At 44.3% G+C, this 15345-nt stretch carries 20 protein-coding genes and 1 tRNA gene; 3 read left to right on the plus strand and 18 right to left on the minus strand.

The genetic code is table 11. The features are described from left to right. Positions 1-408: 408 nt before the first annotated feature. The 4 genes from A3C46_07500 to A3C46_07515 all read right to left on the minus strand — a co-directional run bounded on the left by A3C46_07500 (position 409) and on the right by A3C46_07515 (position 2442). A tRNA-Arg gene (locus tag A3C46_07500) sits at positions 409-481 on the minus strand. A 16-nt stretch (positions 482-497) separates the two neighbouring features. After that, complete coding sequence (locus tag A3C46_07505; protein OGQ21788.1) at positions 498-1019, minus strand: adenine phosphoribosyltransferase; 522 nt, start codon at positions 1017-1019, stop codon at positions 498-500. Between the two features lie 29 nt (positions 1020-1048). Next, on the minus strand, positions 1049-1741 hold the full coding sequence (locus A3C46_07510; GenBank protein ID OGQ21789.1) for a hypothetical protein: 693 nt from the start codon (positions 1739-1741) through the stop codon (positions 1049-1051). Between the two features lie 32 nt (positions 1742-1773). Next, entirely contained in the window at positions 1774-2442 is a 669-nt protein-coding gene (locus A3C46_07515; protein OGQ21790.1) for a protein-L-isoaspartate O-methyltransferase, read from the minus strand. A 153-nt stretch (positions 2443-2595) separates the two neighbouring features. Between A3C46_07515 and A3C46_07520 the strand changes: the two genes are divergently transcribed. The 3 genes from A3C46_07520 to A3C46_07530 all read left to right on the plus strand — a co-directional run bounded on the left by A3C46_07520 (position 2596) and on the right by A3C46_07530 (position 5046). After that, entirely contained in the window at positions 2596-3630 is a 1035-nt protein-coding gene (locus tag A3C46_07520; protein OGQ21791.1) for a phosphoribosylformylglycinamidine cyclo-ligase, read from the plus strand. Next, on the plus strand, positions 3627-4229 hold the full coding sequence (locus A3C46_07525; protein ID OGQ21735.1) for a phosphoribosylglycinamide formyltransferase: 603 nt from the start codon (positions 3627-3629) through the stop codon (positions 4227-4229). The genes A3C46_07520 and A3C46_07525 overlap by 4 nt, the downstream gene beginning before the upstream one ends. 163 nt (positions 4230-4392) lie before the next feature. Next, on the plus strand, positions 4393-5046 hold the full coding sequence (locus A3C46_07530) for a hypothetical protein (protein ID OGQ21736.1): 654 nt from the start codon (positions 4393-4395) through the stop codon (positions 5044-5046). 3 nt (positions 5047-5049) lie between these two features. Here the strand turns inward: A3C46_07530 and A3C46_07535 are convergent, their stop codons facing one another. The 14 genes from A3C46_07535 to A3C46_07600 all read right to left on the minus strand — a co-directional run bounded on the left by A3C46_07535 (position 5050) and on the right by A3C46_07600 (position 15282). After that, on the minus strand, positions 5050-5406 hold the full coding sequence (locus A3C46_07535; protein ID OGQ21737.1) for an addiction module antidote protein, HigA family: 357 nt from the start codon (positions 5404-5406) through the stop codon (positions 5050-5052). Further along, positions 5366-5764: a hypothetical protein gene (locus tag A3C46_07540; GenBank protein ID OGQ21738.1), complete on the minus strand. Its 399-nt coding sequence runs from the start codon at positions 5762-5764 to the stop codon at positions 5366-5368. Before A3C46_07540 ends, A3C46_07535 begins: the two co-directional genes overlap by 41 nt. After that, a complete protein-coding gene (locus tag A3C46_07545; protein ID OGQ21739.1) occupies positions 5742-5981 on the minus strand; it encodes a hypothetical protein in 240 nt (79 codons plus the stop codon). The genes A3C46_07540 and A3C46_07545 overlap by 23 nt, the downstream gene beginning before the upstream one ends. Before the next feature lie 216 nt (positions 5982-6197). Next, the gene (locus A3C46_07550; GenBank protein OGQ21740.1) at positions 6198-6923 is read right to left on the minus strand and encodes a hypothetical protein; all 726 of its coding nucleotides are present in this window, start codon (positions 6921-6923) and stop codon (positions 6198-6200) included. Between the two features lie 92 nt (positions 6924-7015). Continuing rightward, positions 7016-8767, minus strand: a complete 1752-nt coding sequence (locus A3C46_07555; protein ID OGQ21741.1) for a hypothetical protein — start codon at positions 8765-8767, stop codon at positions 7016-7018. 81 nt (positions 8768-8848) lie between these two features. Further along, entirely contained in the window at positions 8849-9604 is a 756-nt protein-coding gene (locus tag A3C46_07560; GenBank protein OGQ21742.1) for a hypothetical protein, read from the minus strand. Next, complete coding sequence (locus A3C46_07565; protein ID OGQ21743.1) at positions 9537-10382, minus strand: SMC-Scp complex subunit ScpB; 846 nt, start codon at positions 10380-10382, stop codon at positions 9537-9539. Before A3C46_07565 ends, A3C46_07560 begins: the two co-directional genes overlap by 68 nt. After that, positions 10369-11160, minus strand: a complete 792-nt coding sequence (locus A3C46_07570) for a hypothetical protein (protein OGQ21744.1) — start codon at positions 11158-11160, stop codon at positions 10369-10371. The genes A3C46_07565 and A3C46_07570 overlap by 14 nt, the downstream gene beginning before the upstream one ends. Then, entirely contained in the window at positions 11141-12148 is a 1008-nt protein-coding gene (locus A3C46_07575; protein ID OGQ21745.1) for a tryptophan--tRNA ligase, read from the minus strand. The genes A3C46_07570 and A3C46_07575 overlap by 20 nt, the downstream gene beginning before the upstream one ends. A gap of 9 nt (positions 12149-12157) precedes the next feature. Further along, positions 12158-12823: a hypothetical protein gene (locus A3C46_07580; GenBank protein OGQ21746.1), complete on the minus strand. Its 666-nt coding sequence runs from the start codon at positions 12821-12823 to the stop codon at positions 12158-12160. A 244-nt stretch (positions 12824-13067) separates the two neighbouring features. Beyond that, positions 13068-13700: a hypothetical protein gene (locus A3C46_07585; protein OGQ21747.1), complete on the minus strand. Its 633-nt coding sequence runs from the start codon at positions 13698-13700 to the stop codon at positions 13068-13070. Then, positions 13697-14011 (minus strand): hypothetical protein, encoded by a 315-nt coding sequence (locus tag A3C46_07590; GenBank protein ID OGQ21748.1) that lies wholly within the window; start codon positions 14009-14011, stop codon positions 13697-13699. Before A3C46_07590 ends, A3C46_07585 begins: the two co-directional genes overlap by 4 nt. A 30-nt stretch (positions 14012-14041) precedes the next feature. Further along, a complete protein-coding gene (locus A3C46_07595) occupies positions 14042-14320 on the minus strand; it encodes a hypothetical protein (GenBank protein OGQ21749.1) in 279 nt (92 codons plus the stop codon). A gap of 122 nt (positions 14321-14442) precedes the next feature. After that, entirely contained in the window at positions 14443-15282 is an 840-nt protein-coding gene (locus A3C46_07600) for an antirepressor (GenBank protein ID OGQ21750.1), read from the minus strand. Between the last annotated feature and the right edge of the window lie 63 nt (positions 15283-15345).

Below are 15345 nucleotides of genomic sequence, written 5' to 3' on the forward strand. Positions count from 1 at the left end.
CGGAATGAACACGAGGACGGGAAGTTTTAATTTGGCCACCCTTGGGGTGGCTCACAGCCGCCAAGCCTCCCCCTTTGGGGGAGCGTTATGACTTTTTTGCAAGTTCTTCCAAATGTTTTCTTCTGTCTGTTACTGAATCCAGTTTCATAATACGTTTTAGTTTGCTGTGAATAGCACACATAATTTTTTCCCCTTTTTTAGAGTCTTTAAAAGTGTCATCGCGAGCCCACTAACGCTCTAGTGACGGGCGTGGCGATCTCCTGAATGCACTGTTTGCAGGAGATTGCTTCGTCCCCTTCGACTTCGCTCAGGGTCCTCGCAATGACCTTGAGGTGATTCTTATGAAGCAACTACACCATCGACCATTTTGCCAACACCGGCAAAATGGTAATCTATCGCCAAGTTCTGTGACCCCGGCAGGAGTTGAACCTGCGACCCTCTGCTTAGGAGGCAGATGCTCTATCCACTGAGCTACGGGGCCAGACAAGCTGTTGATTTCATTCATACTTCACTAATGAGTGCACTGGGACATCTTTCATTTTTTTGCGACCATTCAAAAATAAAAGTTCGATGACAAAGGCGCATTCGATGACTTTCCCTCCTAATCGCTCCATCAAATGACACGCAGCACCAGCAGTGCCACCAGTTGCGAGAAGATCGTCGATGATTAAGACGCGATCCCCCTTTTCCACCGCATCATTATGAACTTCGATCGTCGCCGTTCCGTATTCAAGATCATACGACTTCTCAACCGTGTCATACGGAAGCTTTCCCTTTTTTCGAATCGGGATAAATGATGCTTTCAATTCTCGCGCAAGTGGAGCACCAAAAATAAATCCGCGCGATTCAATTGCTGCAATCACATCGATATGTTGATCACGATATCGTTTTACAAAAGCAGAAATAATCGTATCAAAAATTTCAAATTGTTGAAGGAGCGGTGTGATATCTTTAAAAAGAATTCCTGGTTTCGGAAAGTCCGGCACATCGCGCACAGAACATCGAATGAGTTCTTCCATCGTTTGCTCCTTTGATCTCTTTTGTTCTTTCATCTTTTTTTCTTCGGTAAAAAGAAAAGAGGATTGCGCGCTTGCTGACCTTGGCGCACTTCAAAGTGAAGATTTGGAGCTGTCGCTCTTCCGGTGCGACCAACAGTTGCAATGATCTCTCCTGTTTTTACCAACTCCCCTTTTTTCACACTGTTTTTTGTATTGTGAGCGTACGCCGTAATAAAAGCATCATCGTGACGAATTAAGACTAAATTCCCGTATCCGCGCATCTTTCCTGCAAAAGCAACACGTCCAGCATCGGCAGCTTTGATCGGAGTACCCGATGACGCCGCAATATCGATCCCTTCGTGTTTACGACCATTGCGCATTCCAAACCCTGAAGTGACTGTTCCACCGACAGGCCATATAAAACGACCGTGATAAACTTCGATCGGTCCATCCCCTTTTTTCTTTTCGCGTGTTTTTCGCTCCGTTCGTCGATCACGCGTTGCACGCGGAGGATTATCATCATCTAAAACAACGCGCTTATATCCCGGCTTTTCGGGGCGTCCCGGAATATAAAGTTTCATGCCGACCTGAAAATCGGTGACATCCGTAATATTATTGTACTCAGCCAATGTTTGAGCATCGATACGATAGGCTCGCGCAATAATCCAAATCGTTTCTCCGCGACCAACGGTGTGATGACGACCTCGCTTATCAAAGGAGGTCGCACAACTCATGTTGAGCATGAACAGAGCAAAAAGAACAAAAGAGATTCTCTTCATTTCCATCCCTGTTCTCCAATCAGTTTGACAAAGCGACAGGCTGTAATTCTTTTTTCTTCAAAACCTTGTGGAGTACGCATAATCAGAAAAAGTTCTTGTTCTTCAGCGCGACCAACAGGAATAATAAGCCTTCCTCCGACAGCAAGCTGTTGCTTGAGCGCTGCAGGAATAACAGGCGCTCCTGCAGTCACGAGGATTCCATTGAATGGAGCTTCTTGGGGCCATCCGAGCGTACCGTCGCCGATACGATACGTCACATTATTATAGCGAAGCTTGTAGAGAATTTTTCGTGCACGAATGGAAAGACTTGAAATGCGTTCCACCGTAAAAACATGAGAGACAAGTTCTGCAAGCACTGCCGTCTGATATCCAGAACCTGTGCCAATTTCAAGCACGCGAGCTGTCGGTTGAGGGTCGAGAATTTCGGTCATCGTCGCCACCATCAGCGGTTGAGAAATCGTCTGACCTTCGCCAATCGGAAACGCTTGATCGAGATATGCCTGTTTTTCAAAACCAGTGGCGACAAATTCATGACGAGGAACCCGCTTCATCGCTTCCAACACTCGTTTGTTTCTCACTCCTCGCCGTTCAAGCTGTTCAGCGACCATGCGTCGACGCGCGACTTCATACGGATCACGTCGTTCAGCACGTATTTTTTGGCCCATGAGCATTAAGATTGGCATGAAAGCTTCAGATATCTCCCTCTATTTCATGATTAGTTTCAGACATTTACGTGCTTTTAGGATTACTGTCAAGAAGCGACGTCGTGTACTCTTCTTTTGCTTTTTCTCATTTGCCATGATAGCCCGCATTTCTTCATGAGTGACTCCTACAAAAAAGCGGGTGTGAATATCGACGAAGGAAATCGTTTCGTCGAACTCATTCGTCCTTATGTGCAGATGACCAAACGACCCGGTATGCTTTCCGATATCGGAAGTTTTGGAGGATTTTTTCAACTCCATCTCGATGACATCAAAGAACCTGTTCTTGTTTCAGGAACCGACGGCGTGGGAACGAAACTTCTGCTCGCTCAACAACTCACACGTTTTGATACGATCGGTATTGATTTGGTCGCAATGTGTGTGAACGACATCGCTTGTAGCGGCGCAAAACCCCTTTTCTTTCTCGATTATCTTGCCACTGGAAAACTTGAAGCCGAGTTTCATGCCCAGATCATTCACGGTATTGCAAAAGCTTGCAAAGAGGTTTCATGCGGGCTCATTGGCGGTGAAACTGCGGAGATGCCGGGCGTTTATCATGGTAATGATTTCGATCTGGCCGGCTTTGCGGTCGGTATTGTCGATAAATCAAAAATTATCGATGGCAGCACGATTCATGTTGGCGATGCTCTCATCGGAGTTGCTTCAAATGGTTTTCACAGTAATGGATATTCACTCGTTCGAAAAATAATTGAACAGCAACATTTAGATCTCACCTCTTCTTTTGAAAAATCTGGAAAAACATTAGGTGAAGTTCTTCTCACTCCAACAAAACTTTACAGCAATCTCATTCAAAAATTAACTTCCGAGTTTTCCGTGCACGGCATTGCCCATATTACAGGCGGAGGTTTTTGGGATAATATTCCGCGTATTCTTCCGCAAACCGTGCAAGCATGTATTGATAGCGGTTCATGGGATGTTCCGCTCGTGATGCAGCGTTTTCAACAATATGCACAGATGAGTGAACACGAATTTTTGCGAGTGTTCAATAGCGGCATCGGTCTTGTTCTTGTTGTTGGTCAAGAAGAGAGTACTGAAATTTTGGAACGAGTTCATGGCATGAATGAAGTAGCCTGGAAGATTGGAACTATCAGTCGTCGCACGGAAGATCAGCCGTCGATAATCTTGAAATGACAAAAAAAGATTCCCAATTACAACTCGGCGTTCTTGTCTCGGGGCAAGGTAGTAATTTGCAAGCCATCATCAACGCTTGCGAAAAAAAAGAGATTCCAGCTGAAGTCGTCGTGGTCATCTCAGATCAACCAGATGCTCAAGCCTTAACTCGAGCACAAGATCATCATATTCCTGCACTCACCGTTGAACGAGAAAATTTTCCAAACAGAGAAGCGTTTGAAAAAGAGATATTACGTCATCTTCAACACTATCGCATCGATCTCGTTTGTCTTGCTGGCTATATGCGACTTGTGGGTAAAACCCTACTTGATCCGTATCCTGATCGTATCATGAATATACACCCTTCTCTTCTTCCCGCTTTTCCGGGACTGGACGCTCAGCGACAAGCGCTTGAAGCAAAAGCGAAGGTCACTGGTTGTACCGTCCATTTTGTGGATGAGCAGTGTGATCATGGCCCCATCATTCTTCAAACAAAGGTGGAAGTTCTGAAGAACGACACGGTTGAAACGTTATCAGCTCGGATTTTGAAAGAAGAACATCTGCTCTATCCAAAAGCCATTGGACTGATCGCAAAAAATATGCTTGATAAGAAAAGATGAAATCTACTTATTGTCATCGCGAGCCCATAGGGCGTGGCGATCTCTTGAAATCACTGGATTGCTTCGTCGTTGACACTCCTCGCAATGACAAACGCGGCTTTTGAAACAATGCATAGGGGGAACCATGAGCATAAAAAATTATTTCAAAACAGATGAGATACGGGTGTCGCCGACGTTGGATCCCAGGGGTGCCCCGCGCCAGCGGGGAGGTGGAACGACGGAGGAGACAGGACCCGCATCAAATAAGAAACGTTTTGAAATAATTTTTACCCTTTTTCTTTTCTCTTTTCTTTTCTCTTCACGCGCCGAAGCAGTCGGAAATTTCTCGGTCGGTTTAGGGCCTGTCGGAAATATTTATGCAGTTGATGCAAGACCACAGCTTGATCCAGGAGTTGGAGGACAACTCTATTTTGATTATCGTTGGTCACCACAGTTTTCAACGCAGTTTGGCGTCATGGTCACAACGCAAGATGGAACCGGAGCTGATAACGGTGACAATGGCATTGAATTTTTAGGTATCCCGACGTTTGACGTCAAAATCTACTTTCTCTCCAATGAATCTCGCTTTGATCCTTATGGTCTTCTTGGCATCGGTGTCTATGCGGTCTCTGAAGGGAGTCGTAGTAATGGAACGGTTGCGGTCGGTGTTGGAGCAAATGCCGGCATTGGTGTCGATTATTATGTGACGGAACATATTTCTCTTGGACTCTCAATGGTCTTCCGCTCTATCGCACTCATCGACTCTACCGGCAGCCGCGACAACGGCGCATCACTCTTCCCCGTGTCTCTGAGCGGCCTCGCCGCCTGGCATTGGTAATTACTACGCTGCTTTCTGCTCTTTAAAGATTTTGACTTTCTTTTCAAGGGTATTTGCCAAATGATCCTCTTCAAGTGCCAGATCATATTCCATTTGAAGCCCAAGCCAAAACTGAGGTGACATTTTAAAATAGTGAGCTAAACGAAGAGCTGTATCAGCTGTGAGATTTCTTTTTCCGAGAACAATCTCATTAATTCTGCGTGGAGAGACATCAAGATCCCGTCCAAGCTTATTCTGACTTAAATTCAACGGCACCATGAATTCATCAAAAAGTATTTCTCCAGGATGAATCGGTTTTATTTTCTTTTTCATAATGTCTTCATTCGTTATATCGATCAGTAATGAGAATCTCTTCGGCATAATCAATTGTCACACGAAATCGACGAAAGAAGTCGAGTCCAATAAGAGCATCGATATTCCACTTCTCATCAAATCGGGAAACATAGACAACCCAATCTGCAAGTTGTTCACCCAATACGGTGACAAGAGGAAGGCGAATTTTTCCATATTTTTGTGTTTCTTGCAGGTCTTTGGTTTGAACCTTCGATTTGGCAGTATGGAATCCGGCTCTCGCTAAAGATCTATCTGAAATTTCCGTAAAAGGCGCGCCAGTATCAAGAATCGCACTAAAAGAAATTTCTTTTCCGGAACTGCTTTTAACACGCATCCATGTATGAATGTGCTGTTTCTTGGCATCAAACCGCGTAATCTTCGACATGTGAACGAAGGCCTCGGAAAGGGCTCTCTCCTGTGTACCAAATGCCAACCTTGTCGGCTTCAATGGGATATGAATAAATTTCTTCTTTGTTCGTAGAATGAGTCACGACAATACCGTCTTTGACTTCTCCAAATTCAGTGAAATCGTAATCAACAACAAGAACCCATTCATCAGGATATTTTTTTTCAATTTCTTTCCATGTCATCTTTTTCTCCATGACACCTCCTTCGTTTAATAACAGCACTATAGTGCATTTCTTTTATTTGTGCAGCAGCAATTTTGTTTTCTTTATTTCTACAAGATAAGTCTCTCGCCACGTGGCATTGGTGGTCAAATCTAAAGTCATTTTCAATGCCTTATAATCGACTTATTCCCAATTAAGTGCACGGCACTTAATCCTTTAGGATTGCTGCTTGGCATTGGGAATGTACATTTATTTTCGAGCTTTCAGAGCTTCTAATTCTTTTCGAATGTGATCGAGATATTTCATATCCTCGATTGTTACTCCAATGCTCTCTGCAGGATCGATTTTAAAGGGACAAAGATCGTCGGTATCTATATTGTTCCTCACGAGTTCATCTATTTCTTCGCGAGTACTTTCTTCGCATTTTTCACCATGTGGATATCCCGAATCCGAAAGAAAAACTAAATCAGGAGCCCAAATTTCTGTAAAAACTTCTCTCCCCCGTGAATCAACAAAATAGTATCCAGAAAGATCGCGACTTTTCCCCTGAACCAATCCTCCATTCTTGAGGGCATCGACAAAATCGAGATAAAGTATTTCAGCCCTAGCTTTTCCTGCGAGAAAAGTTTTTTGGGCATCAATTGCCTGGGTGTTTGGTTGCGGAACAAATTCAACATCACTCTGCTCTGCAGGACAGGAAGATGCTAAAGGAACATTCCAAGAAGCAGCCCCAGAATACATTGGATGAAAATTCCAACTGGTAACAAAAAAATGTTCACCTGTATTTCTGCAATCGGGAGAGGTATTTCTATAATAATCAATAACTCCATCGTCATTTTCATCTGCAACCTGAATAGCGCCGCCTGTTCCTCTACGTCTCTGTCTGTCCTCGAGATAGGTGTCATCAATTTTTTTCTCAAGAACGTAAACGCTTCCATCGCTGTTAAGAATCACACTCATTCCGGATTGAGCCATAAATTCTCCTTGTGATTTTATTATCGACAAATGTTTCAGCAAAGTTGTGGGTAGGAGCTAAAAAGAGCATAAGTATTCAAAAAATATAATAATTATACCCCTTTTATCTCATACGCCAGAGATTGGACACGGAGATTGGCTTTCTTGAAGGCCTCTTTGAGCTTGGTGTTCGGTTCATCCAGAAATTTTGCGAACTTGATAGGTTTTCCATCTTTGAGTTCCACAAAATCGTTTAAAAGTTTATCAGCTCCTTTTCGATCGCCACTGAATTGGATACGCGTCACACGACGTGCAAGTTTATCGATCGCAGAATCCATCTTTTCAAAACGAATTTCGTATTGATTCTGTTTTGGATGATAGACAACGGCCCCTTCTTGAAGAAGATTCCCAAGTTCAATGGCAGCAACTTGCGTATACGTATTATCAAGAGGACGTTGAAGCATCGTAATCGTCCAAAGAAGATACGCCACATAACGTCGCTTCAGCTCTTCGTCATTCACCAATCCTTGAGCATGCAAGTAAGGTAAAAACCAAACCCCGAGCGAGTCTGCTTTGACCTCTTCCATCAACGTATCACGAATGCCGAGTGACTCACGAACCGTCGTCTTCTTCCCCTTCACCGTAATCGGCATGGTGTGATACGAACCGAGCCCATGCGCAAGTTCATGCAGTGTTGTATTCATGATCGCTGAATGATCATCGACAAGTTTTGCTTGATGCGGAACAATCGCAATCTCAGCCTGCTTTTTACGCTGATCGTAACGCACCGTCATGTGATTAATCAACATCACCTTCTTTGAAAGTCCGGCGTCAATTGCCGCACCCTGGTTTGGAAGATGATATGCCGCCGTTGAACCATAAGCATATCGATAATCTCCCGCCGCACGAATGACCTGCACCGCACGGATTTCAATTCCTTTATCAAGTTTTCGACGTTTATAAAGGTTCCCTCCAAGCTCTTTCGCAAGGAGATCTTCCATCGATTGCAGATGACGCTTGTACTGTTCCAACTCCTTTGTCACTTTCGGATCTTCTTGCGCAATCAACATTCCAAACATGGCTTTGACATTCAGAGGATCGCGATAGGTTTCATAAGCGCCGATAGTGAGCTCCCACTTACTTTTTATTTTGATCCAATCAATGTCGCTTGCATCATAAGGATAAGGATCGCGATGTAAAAAAGCACGCGCACGCGATCGCAAAAACTTTTTCATCGACGGTGTGTCCGCATATTTAATGGCAGCAGTCATTTCCTGCGAAAGACTTTCCAGTTTTTCCCGGATGAGAGGCCACGATGCATAAGGAATCCCAATGTAGTTTCCTTTGGCATCAAAACGAACCACCGTAAAAGGACTCAACAATTCATCTTTATTTTTTGTTTCCGAAAAAAGTTTGAGGGTCGCTTCATTCATCCCTTCTGGCCAATGGTGCCACGCTTCACGTTTTGCAGGAAGAGAAGGGTGGGCGTTGCACAGAGGGTTCCGCACACTTTCGCACCAAGGGCCACGATTACGTTCAAAGAGCGCCTGATCATCACTCGTTCCAGAGAGTCGAATCTCTTCACGATACTCAAGAGTTTGGGGATCACGCTGCAAAAAACAGATTTCATCGACCACGTCGGCAACACGAAGCATTTTCGTCAAAAATTGACGCTCACGACGTGAAAGAGATTTTGCGTCAAATGTAAGGAGTGTCTGCTCAAAAGCAGCCAACTCATCTTTGACGAGCTGCCGGCGAATATGTTCTGTTTCGTTTGTAATCTCTTTCGACATAGCTCCTCCTGTGTGGAAAAAAAGAATCACGCCAATGGTGAACAAAAACACAAATGTTGTAAATTGCTTCATATTGTCATCCCTGCGAAAGCAGGGATCCAGTCTTTTAACGTTTCCTGGATTCCCGCCTTCGCGGGAATGACAAATAACTTTTTATGTTGCTTTGATCAACGCAGATTTCAACTCTTTCACTTCAGCAGGCGTTAAAAAACGCCACTTTCCTCGCGTAAGATCACCAAGCGTAATCGGTCCGACAGCAACACGTTTCAGTCGCATGAGAGGATGCCCGACAGCTTCGCACATACGGCGTAGCTGTCGATTTCGTCCCTCACGGAGCGATGCTTCTAGCCACGCATGTCGATCGCCGGCTTTCAACAGTTTCCATTTTGAAGGAAGCGTTGGGCCATCCTCAAGTTTGATTCCCTCTTTGAGTTTGCGAAGTGTTTCAGGCGATGGAAGACCTTGCACTTTGAGTCGATACGTTTTCCAGAGTTCGTGACTCGGATGCATGAGTGCATGCAACAAAGCTCCATCATCAGAGAGAATAAGAAGTCCTTCGGAGTCAAAATCGAGTCGACCTGCTGTGTTGAGTCGACCCTCCCAACGCTCTAACAATTTCCAAATCGTGTCGCGGCCTTCGGGATCAGAACGCGTCACCAGCATGTTTGGTGGTTTGTAAAAAGCAACGTAGGAAAATGATCGCGGAAGCTGAAGTGATTTTCCATCAAGCTTGACGTGATCTTTTTCCGGAGAAACCAAAACACCAAGTGCGGTTACTTTTTTGCCGTTGAGTAAAACTCTTCCTTCGACAATCGCTTTTTCTGCGCTACGGCGTGAAAGCTCACTGCACAGGGCTATCAGGCGATGTAACCTTATCTGATTCGGTAGTAGATTTTTCGATGGCTTCATCGCTCTCCTCGAGAACGATTCCAACATGTTCAAAGACTTTCTTTTCAACACGGCGGAGATCTTTTAAGCTCGTTTCGAGCGTCTCAATAGCCTCATCATCACTGATGAGTTCCGAAGGTGCAAGGACTTCTTCTTTCTCTTCATCATCTTCATCAATCCATTCTGTCGGTTCTTCTTCATCGTCAGATGAATCAGAAGGAGTAAGAGAAACCTCTGGTCCTTTTTCTGTTCGGACCTGATGCTCTCGCATCAACTCTTCGATATCTTTGAGTTGAGGAAGTTCTTTTAAATCCTTCAAATCAAAAAGTTCCAAAAACTCACCCGTCGTTCCGTAAATTAAGGGATGACCCGCTTCATCACGACGTCCCACGATCTTGATTAAGCGTCGCTCCAAAAGTTTTTTCAAAACACCACCAGAATCGACACCGCGAATCTGCTCAATTTCCGAACGAATAATCGGCTGACGATAGGCGATCATCGCAAGGGTTTCCAGGGCCGCACCAGAGAGTCGTGACGGCTTTTGGATATTCAAACGCATGAGCCACGAAGCGAGCGTCTCTTTTGTGCGAAATTGATAACCACCTGCCACTTGTTTGAGTTGAAGACCCGACTCAGGATCATCGTTCCATTTTTGTGTCAGCTCGTGAAGACACGTTGTGAGAATTTCTTTCGTCACACCGGTCCCTTCGAGGCAAAGCAACATCCCCTTCTCATCCATTGGCTCTTCGGCGACAAAAATCATCGCTTCGAGAATTGGTTTCAATTCAAAAAGTTCCATGGCTCTCTCCTTCATCATCCATCTGAACAAGGCGCAGCACCTCTTCTTCGGTAACCTCTTCCATTCTCCCTCGTACATAAAGAGGTCCATATCGTTCAGATTGATAAACTTTAATCATCTTGAGTCGCGACATCTCAAGCACCGCCAAAAACGTCACGACCATATCGTACTTTGTCATCGGAATCACAAGCAGTTCTTCAAGCGTTATCGTCACATCTTTTTTGATCCGTTCCGTCAGTTGCAGAATACGTGCGTTCACACTGATTCGATCAACCGCAACCGCATGATATTGATCTGCCGGAATGCGTTTCAAAATTCTTCCAAACGCAGTCATCAGTTCAAAGACATCAGCTTCCAAAGGACCTTCCGCAGCTTCCACTCGTTCGGGCTGCAACGGCACAAAGACATCGCGACCGAGCTGGGTTCTCTTTTCAAGGGTTTCTGCGGCAAGGCGATATTGTTGATACTCCAAAAGCCTGCGAACAAGATCCGCTCGCGGATCAGCTTCATCTTCTTCGATCGCTCCCTCGTCTTGAGGAAGAAGGAGTCTCGATTTGATATGCGCGAGTTCCGCAGCCATAAGAAGAAACTCGCCCGCAAGATCAATATCGAGTTCGCGAAGCGAATCGAGATACTCCATATATTTATCGAGCATCAGAGAAACGGGGATATCGTAAACGTCGAGATCATTTTTCTTAATGAGATAGAGTAAAAGATCGAGAGGACCTTCAAAGACCGAAAGATTAACGCGGTAATTTTCATTCATGTGAAGTTCCATAATCTAACCCCATTGCTTTACGGACCAACTGCATCGTCACTGCAGCAACGTGTTGCGCTTTTTTCGAACTTTCGCGCAGCATATCAAGAAGCTTCTCTTTTTGCGACTCCCATTGTTCACGGCGTTGCCGGATGGGGCGCCAAAACTCAAGCGCATTTTGAATACAGATCTGCTTACACTCCACACAACCGAGCTGGCCGCTGCGACATTCTTTATCGATCCAGGCGACCTTCTCGGCATCGGTATAAAGTTTGTGATAAGCATAAATATTGCAAATATCGGGATTACCGGGATCATAGCGTCGTTTACGGCCAGGATCGGTGATCGTCTGCATCATTTTTGTTTCAATAGTTTTATCGTCATCCGCCATATAAATTGCGTTGCCGTAACTCTTGGACATTTTTCGACCATCTGTCCCCGGAATACGAGGAGTCTTTGTCAAAAGGGGTTTGGGCTCCACAAAAACTTCAGACTTCGTTATGTGATGAAATCGACGCACAATTTCTCGAGAAAGTTCGATATGGGAAACTTGATCTTCTCCGACAGGGACAAATTTCGCTTGATAGAGAACAATATCGCCGGTCTGCAGCACGGGGTATCCAAAAAAACCATACGTATTCAGATCGGTCCCTTTCAGCTGTTCTTTCATCTCTTTATACGAAGGGACACGCTCTAACCACCCCAGCGGGGTAATCATGGAAAGAAGAAGATGGAGTTCAGCGTGTTCAGGAACCCACGACTGAAGAAATAAGGTACATTTTTTGGGATCTATTCCAGCAGCCAACCAATCGAGAAGACATTCTTTGACCGAGGGAGCAATCTCTTCGGAATGCTCATAGCCAGTCGTCAGAGCGTGCCAGTCGGCAATAAAATAGAAGCAGTCATATTTTTCCTGAAGTTCAACCCATTGCTGAATCGCTCCAAAATAATTTCCCCAATGGAGCTTTCCCGTCGGTCGATTTCCACTTAAAATGCGCTCTTTTTTCATATATTTCCCTTAAAAAGGTAAAAGAAGATGTGCGAAATACATCACAGGTATCAACAAATACTTTAAGATTCCTGTCATGAAAAATAACAATAAAATCAAAAAACTATACTGAGAAAATTGATCAAAAACATGAAGCAATGAATCGGGTAAAAGTCCTCTTAAAATTGCTCCTCCATCAAGGGGAGGCATCGGTAAAAGATTAAAAAGCGCCAACATGAGATTCAGAAAAACACCTATCTGACAAATCGAAAAAAGGCCCTTCACCAGACTGCTTCCAACATCACCGGCGGTAAATTCGTTTAAAAAAAGATCGACGGTCGTCAGAAGTCCTCGCGCAAAAAATGCAAAAACACAGGCGAGAAAAATATTGGAAAGAGGACCCATAAGCGCAATCCAGAGATGATCTCTTCTCGGGTTTTTCAAATAACGCGTATCAACTGGAACGGGCTTCCCCCATCCGATCACCGGAGACTGGGTCAAGATGCCAAAAATAGGGAGGAACGCAGTTCCAAGCATATCCATATGTGGAAGCGGATTGAGCGTGATGCGGCCAAGATAACGAGCTGTCGCATCCCCTAAGCGGTTCGACATCCACGCATGAGCTGCTTCATGAAGCGAAAGAGAGAAAAGAAACACCGGATAGAAGAGCAAAAGTTCGACAAAGCGCTGTTGCATCAGGCATTGTTATTGGAAAAGACCTTAGATGTCAAATAGTTAGTATTAATTTTCTTTAAGTTTTTTGCTGATGCTAACTTCAATTGCTTTTAAAATTTTGTCATCTTCAAGCGTTTCCTGTTAGTAGAGAAGAAATTGACCGATAGAATCAGATTTTGAAAGGGATATGGTCATGTTCTGACTTCCTAAGTGATATTTTCGCTTGAGCAACATACACAGAAAAATCGAAAAATGATTGGCCCGTTTATCCCTTCCATTTTCCGTGCGCTACATACCCAAATACCCTCACGAGACACTGATTGTAGACGAGAAATGTTAGCGCATATATCGCTGGTGCTGCAAGAATCAGAAGCAACAGAAAAATGATGCCATCAAGTATTCGCTTGTACTCTTTTCTGTAGATTTTTACTCTGAGATCCGGGTTTTCCTTTTGGACATGTGCCAAGACAGATTTGACTGTCTCCTCTCTCTGCCCGGGATGTACCCACATCAGCCTATCAATTTCTTCTTCAACGACAGCTTGAACTCGAGCATCGTCTTTGGCCGCCCTGATAATATTTTCGTTCACACCAAAGTATTTGTAGATGACGTCCCTCGCATCCGATTTCAACCGTAGAATCTCATGAAATATCAACCAGTGCTGAGGAGGAAAGAATTCATGGTTAAGCTCTGAACCGCTATCTTCTACATGTTCATATTCCTCTTGAAATGAAAAAACGATATCCTCAGTTCTTAATGACTTGAATACGAAATCTAAACCACCATCATCGAGGTAATTGAACCAAGGAATAACCATAAGCAAGGAGGCAACAGCCACAACTATTTTAAAAAAACGTTGTAACCGCTGCCTCCACATTTTTATTTTTACATCTGTCATCCGCCCTGTTCCATTAAACCAGAATATATAATTAAAAGTATCAATCCCGTGAAGTATCCTTCACAGCTAACGTCACCGTTATAACCATGCAAAGCGGTGTTTCTAAGCCAATGAAGCCTATCTCCCAAATGAGAAATATCTTTATCTCTTCCTGCAACTTTATAGGGCACAATCGATTCATCGATATCTTTTAAGATTTGGTTCATTGGCTTGTTAGTTTCTCGAACAATCTTATAGAGCCGATCTATCTCTATCCTGTCTCCAATATTTTTCCCTGCTCGCAGCCCGTTGGGTAAATCTTTCACTAACATCCCTTTTTCATCAACATATTCACTTAACCTTCACAGTGAGTACTCAATTTGTGTGACGAGATAAGGCGTTGCCACAGCACCTCCCGGCCGAAACGGTGGAGACGAAACAAACAAGTCGATGGCAAAAGCGATGTGTTCGCGGCGGCGGTTACCATAAATGCATTCATTTTCAGAAAGCAGAAATGAGGAAAAATTTTGAAGGAGTTCAACAACTCTTCCAGAAATGGAAGAAGAACCAGCATGTGGGCAGCATGTTTTTATAATACCTGCCGCCTCACTTTGGTTTTCTTTCCAATTCATTTTATTCATATAGCTCTCTCACTGTCTTCCACTATCCACAAAAACTACATTCCTTCCCGCCTCCGGCATCTCACCTTCAAGCACAGTCAAGCAGTTTCGCCCTGAAAACCAAAATCAATTTCAAAATTAGATCATCCATGCCGCATCCCTTTCTTGGGCGGTAGATAATTTCCTGCGCTCACCACTTTTCGGCCAGTCTTTTCCTCAAGTTCCAAACGTGCTTTTTTGGCAATACGTCCACCCTTGATACCGGCAACTTTGTTTTCATCCATTCCCGTGGCACTGGCACTTTCGGCAATTTGTCGTGAAGATAATTCTGCAAGCGCCGTGAAAATCAATTCTGCCTCGTTCATATGGTCGCGCAGATTCTGAGTTTTTAATCCCTTGAGGGCTTTGTGGTCCTTAACCGAAACGTCGGCCCACTCTTGATGAATGATGTTAGTGAGAATGGCAAATTCATCACCTTCTTTAATGCCGTGATCTTTCCAATAATCGGTGAGTTTGTTGCGAGTCTCTTGACCCATCATGCGTTGTTGAACCCACTTTTCACTACGTCCATGTTTACGCCATGTCTCACGGGCACGATCGAGCGAACGGGCAGGATCGGACATTTCTTGCATGCGTTCATAACCAACCTTGGCGAGCCAGAGCTTCACTGGTTCGGCCTTGGGGCTTGGGACGGATTGAATCAGGCGTAGTAAGGTTTCGGGATTGGCCACATCGGTAAGATATTTTTTACCGTCGGCAGCTTCCAATTTCAGTCGGTTACATTTTGTAACCGACTCACTCCCCTCTTTCATCAATCGATTTTTAAGCACTTTCCAATAATTTCGAGCAGCCTGAAAGTTGGGCTGTTGGATGAGCACCTGAATAATGTCGACGACAGAGAAGTACCAAACCTCCTTTTCTTTATCGTATAAACGACGAATTTTAAAGTTTTCAAAAATAGCTAAATTAGTTTTGCCTGTCATAACGCAAACCTTTCTGCAATTGTGCAACTGTACATTGCATATTCTTACAAGTCAGCCGTGTTG

The sequence above is a fragment of the Deltaproteobacteria bacterium RIFCSPHIGHO2_02_FULL_44_16 genome (assembly GCA_001798185.1).
Classification (GTDB): Bacteria; UBA10199; UBA10199; order 2-02-FULL-44-16; family 2-02-FULL-44-16; genus 2-02-FULL-44-16.

Excerpts from the sequence above, each read along its gene's own strand:
- A3C46_07520 (OGQ21791.1), top strand. The coding sequence starts at position 2,596 with ATGAGTGACTCCTACAAAAAAGCGGGTGTGAATATCGACGAAGGAAAT.
- A3C46_07595 (OGQ21749.1), bottom strand. The coding sequence starts at position 14,320 with ATGAATAAAATGAATTGGAAAGAAAACCAAAGTGAGGCGGCAGGTATT.
- A3C46_07600 (OGQ21750.1), bottom strand. The coding sequence starts at position 15,282 with ATGACAGGCAAAACTAATTTAGCTATTTTTGAAAACTTTAAAATTCGT.
- A3C46_07515 (OGQ21790.1), bottom strand. The coding sequence starts at position 2,442 with ATGGGCCAAAAAATACGTGCTGAACGACGTGATCCGTATGAAGTCGCG.
- A3C46_07555 (OGQ21741.1), bottom strand. The coding sequence starts at position 8,767 with ATGAAGCAATTTACAACATTTGTGTTTTTGTTCACCATTGGCGTGATT.
- A3C46_07560 (OGQ21742.1), bottom strand. The coding sequence starts at position 9,604 with ATGAAGCCATCGAAAAATCTACTACCGAATCAGATAAGGTTACATCGC.
- A3C46_07575 (OGQ21745.1), bottom strand. The coding sequence starts at position 12,148 with ATGAAAAAAGAGCGCATTTTAAGTGGAAATCGACCGACGGGAAAGCTC.
- A3C46_07550 (OGQ21740.1), bottom strand. The coding sequence starts at position 6,923 with ATGGCTCAATCCGGAATGAGTGTGATTCTTAACAGCGATGGAAGCGTT.
- A3C46_07510 (OGQ21789.1), bottom strand. The coding sequence starts at position 1,741 with ATGCTCAACATGAGTTGTGCGACCTCCTTTGATAAGCGAGGTCGTCAT.
- A3C46_07585 (OGQ21747.1), bottom strand. The coding sequence starts at position 13,700 with ATGACAGATGTAAAAATAAAAATGTGGAGGCAGCGGTTACAACGTTTT.
- A3C46_07590 (OGQ21748.1), bottom strand. The coding sequence starts at position 14,011 with ATGTTAGTGAAAGATTTACCCAACGGGCTGCGAGCAGGGAAAAATATT.
- A3C46_07545 (OGQ21739.1), bottom strand. The coding sequence starts at position 5,981 with ATGGAGAAAAAGATGACATGGAAAGAAATTGAAAAAAAATATCCTGAT.
- A3C46_07525 (OGQ21735.1), top strand. The coding sequence starts at position 3,627 with ATGACAAAAAAAGATTCCCAATTACAACTCGGCGTTCTTGTCTCGGGG.
- A3C46_07535 (OGQ21737.1), bottom strand. The coding sequence starts at position 5,406 with ATGCCGAAGAGATTCTCATTACTGATCGATATAACGAATGAAGACATT.
- A3C46_07505 (OGQ21788.1), bottom strand. The coding sequence starts at position 1,019 with ATGGAAGAACTCATTCGATGTTCTGTGCGCGATGTGCCGGACTTTCCG.
- A3C46_07580 (OGQ21746.1), bottom strand. The coding sequence starts at position 12,823 with ATGCAACAGCGCTTTGTCGAACTTTTGCTCTTCTATCCGGTGTTTCTT.
- A3C46_07540 (OGQ21738.1), bottom strand. The coding sequence starts at position 5,764 with ATGTCGAAGATTACGCGGTTTGATGCCAAGAAACAGCACATTCATACA.
- A3C46_07570 (OGQ21744.1), bottom strand. The coding sequence starts at position 11,160 with ATGGAACTTCACATGAATGAAAATTACCGCGTTAATCTTTCGGTCTTT.
- A3C46_07565 (OGQ21743.1), bottom strand. The coding sequence starts at position 10,382 with ATGGAACTTTTTGAATTGAAACCAATTCTCGAAGCGATGATTTTTGTC.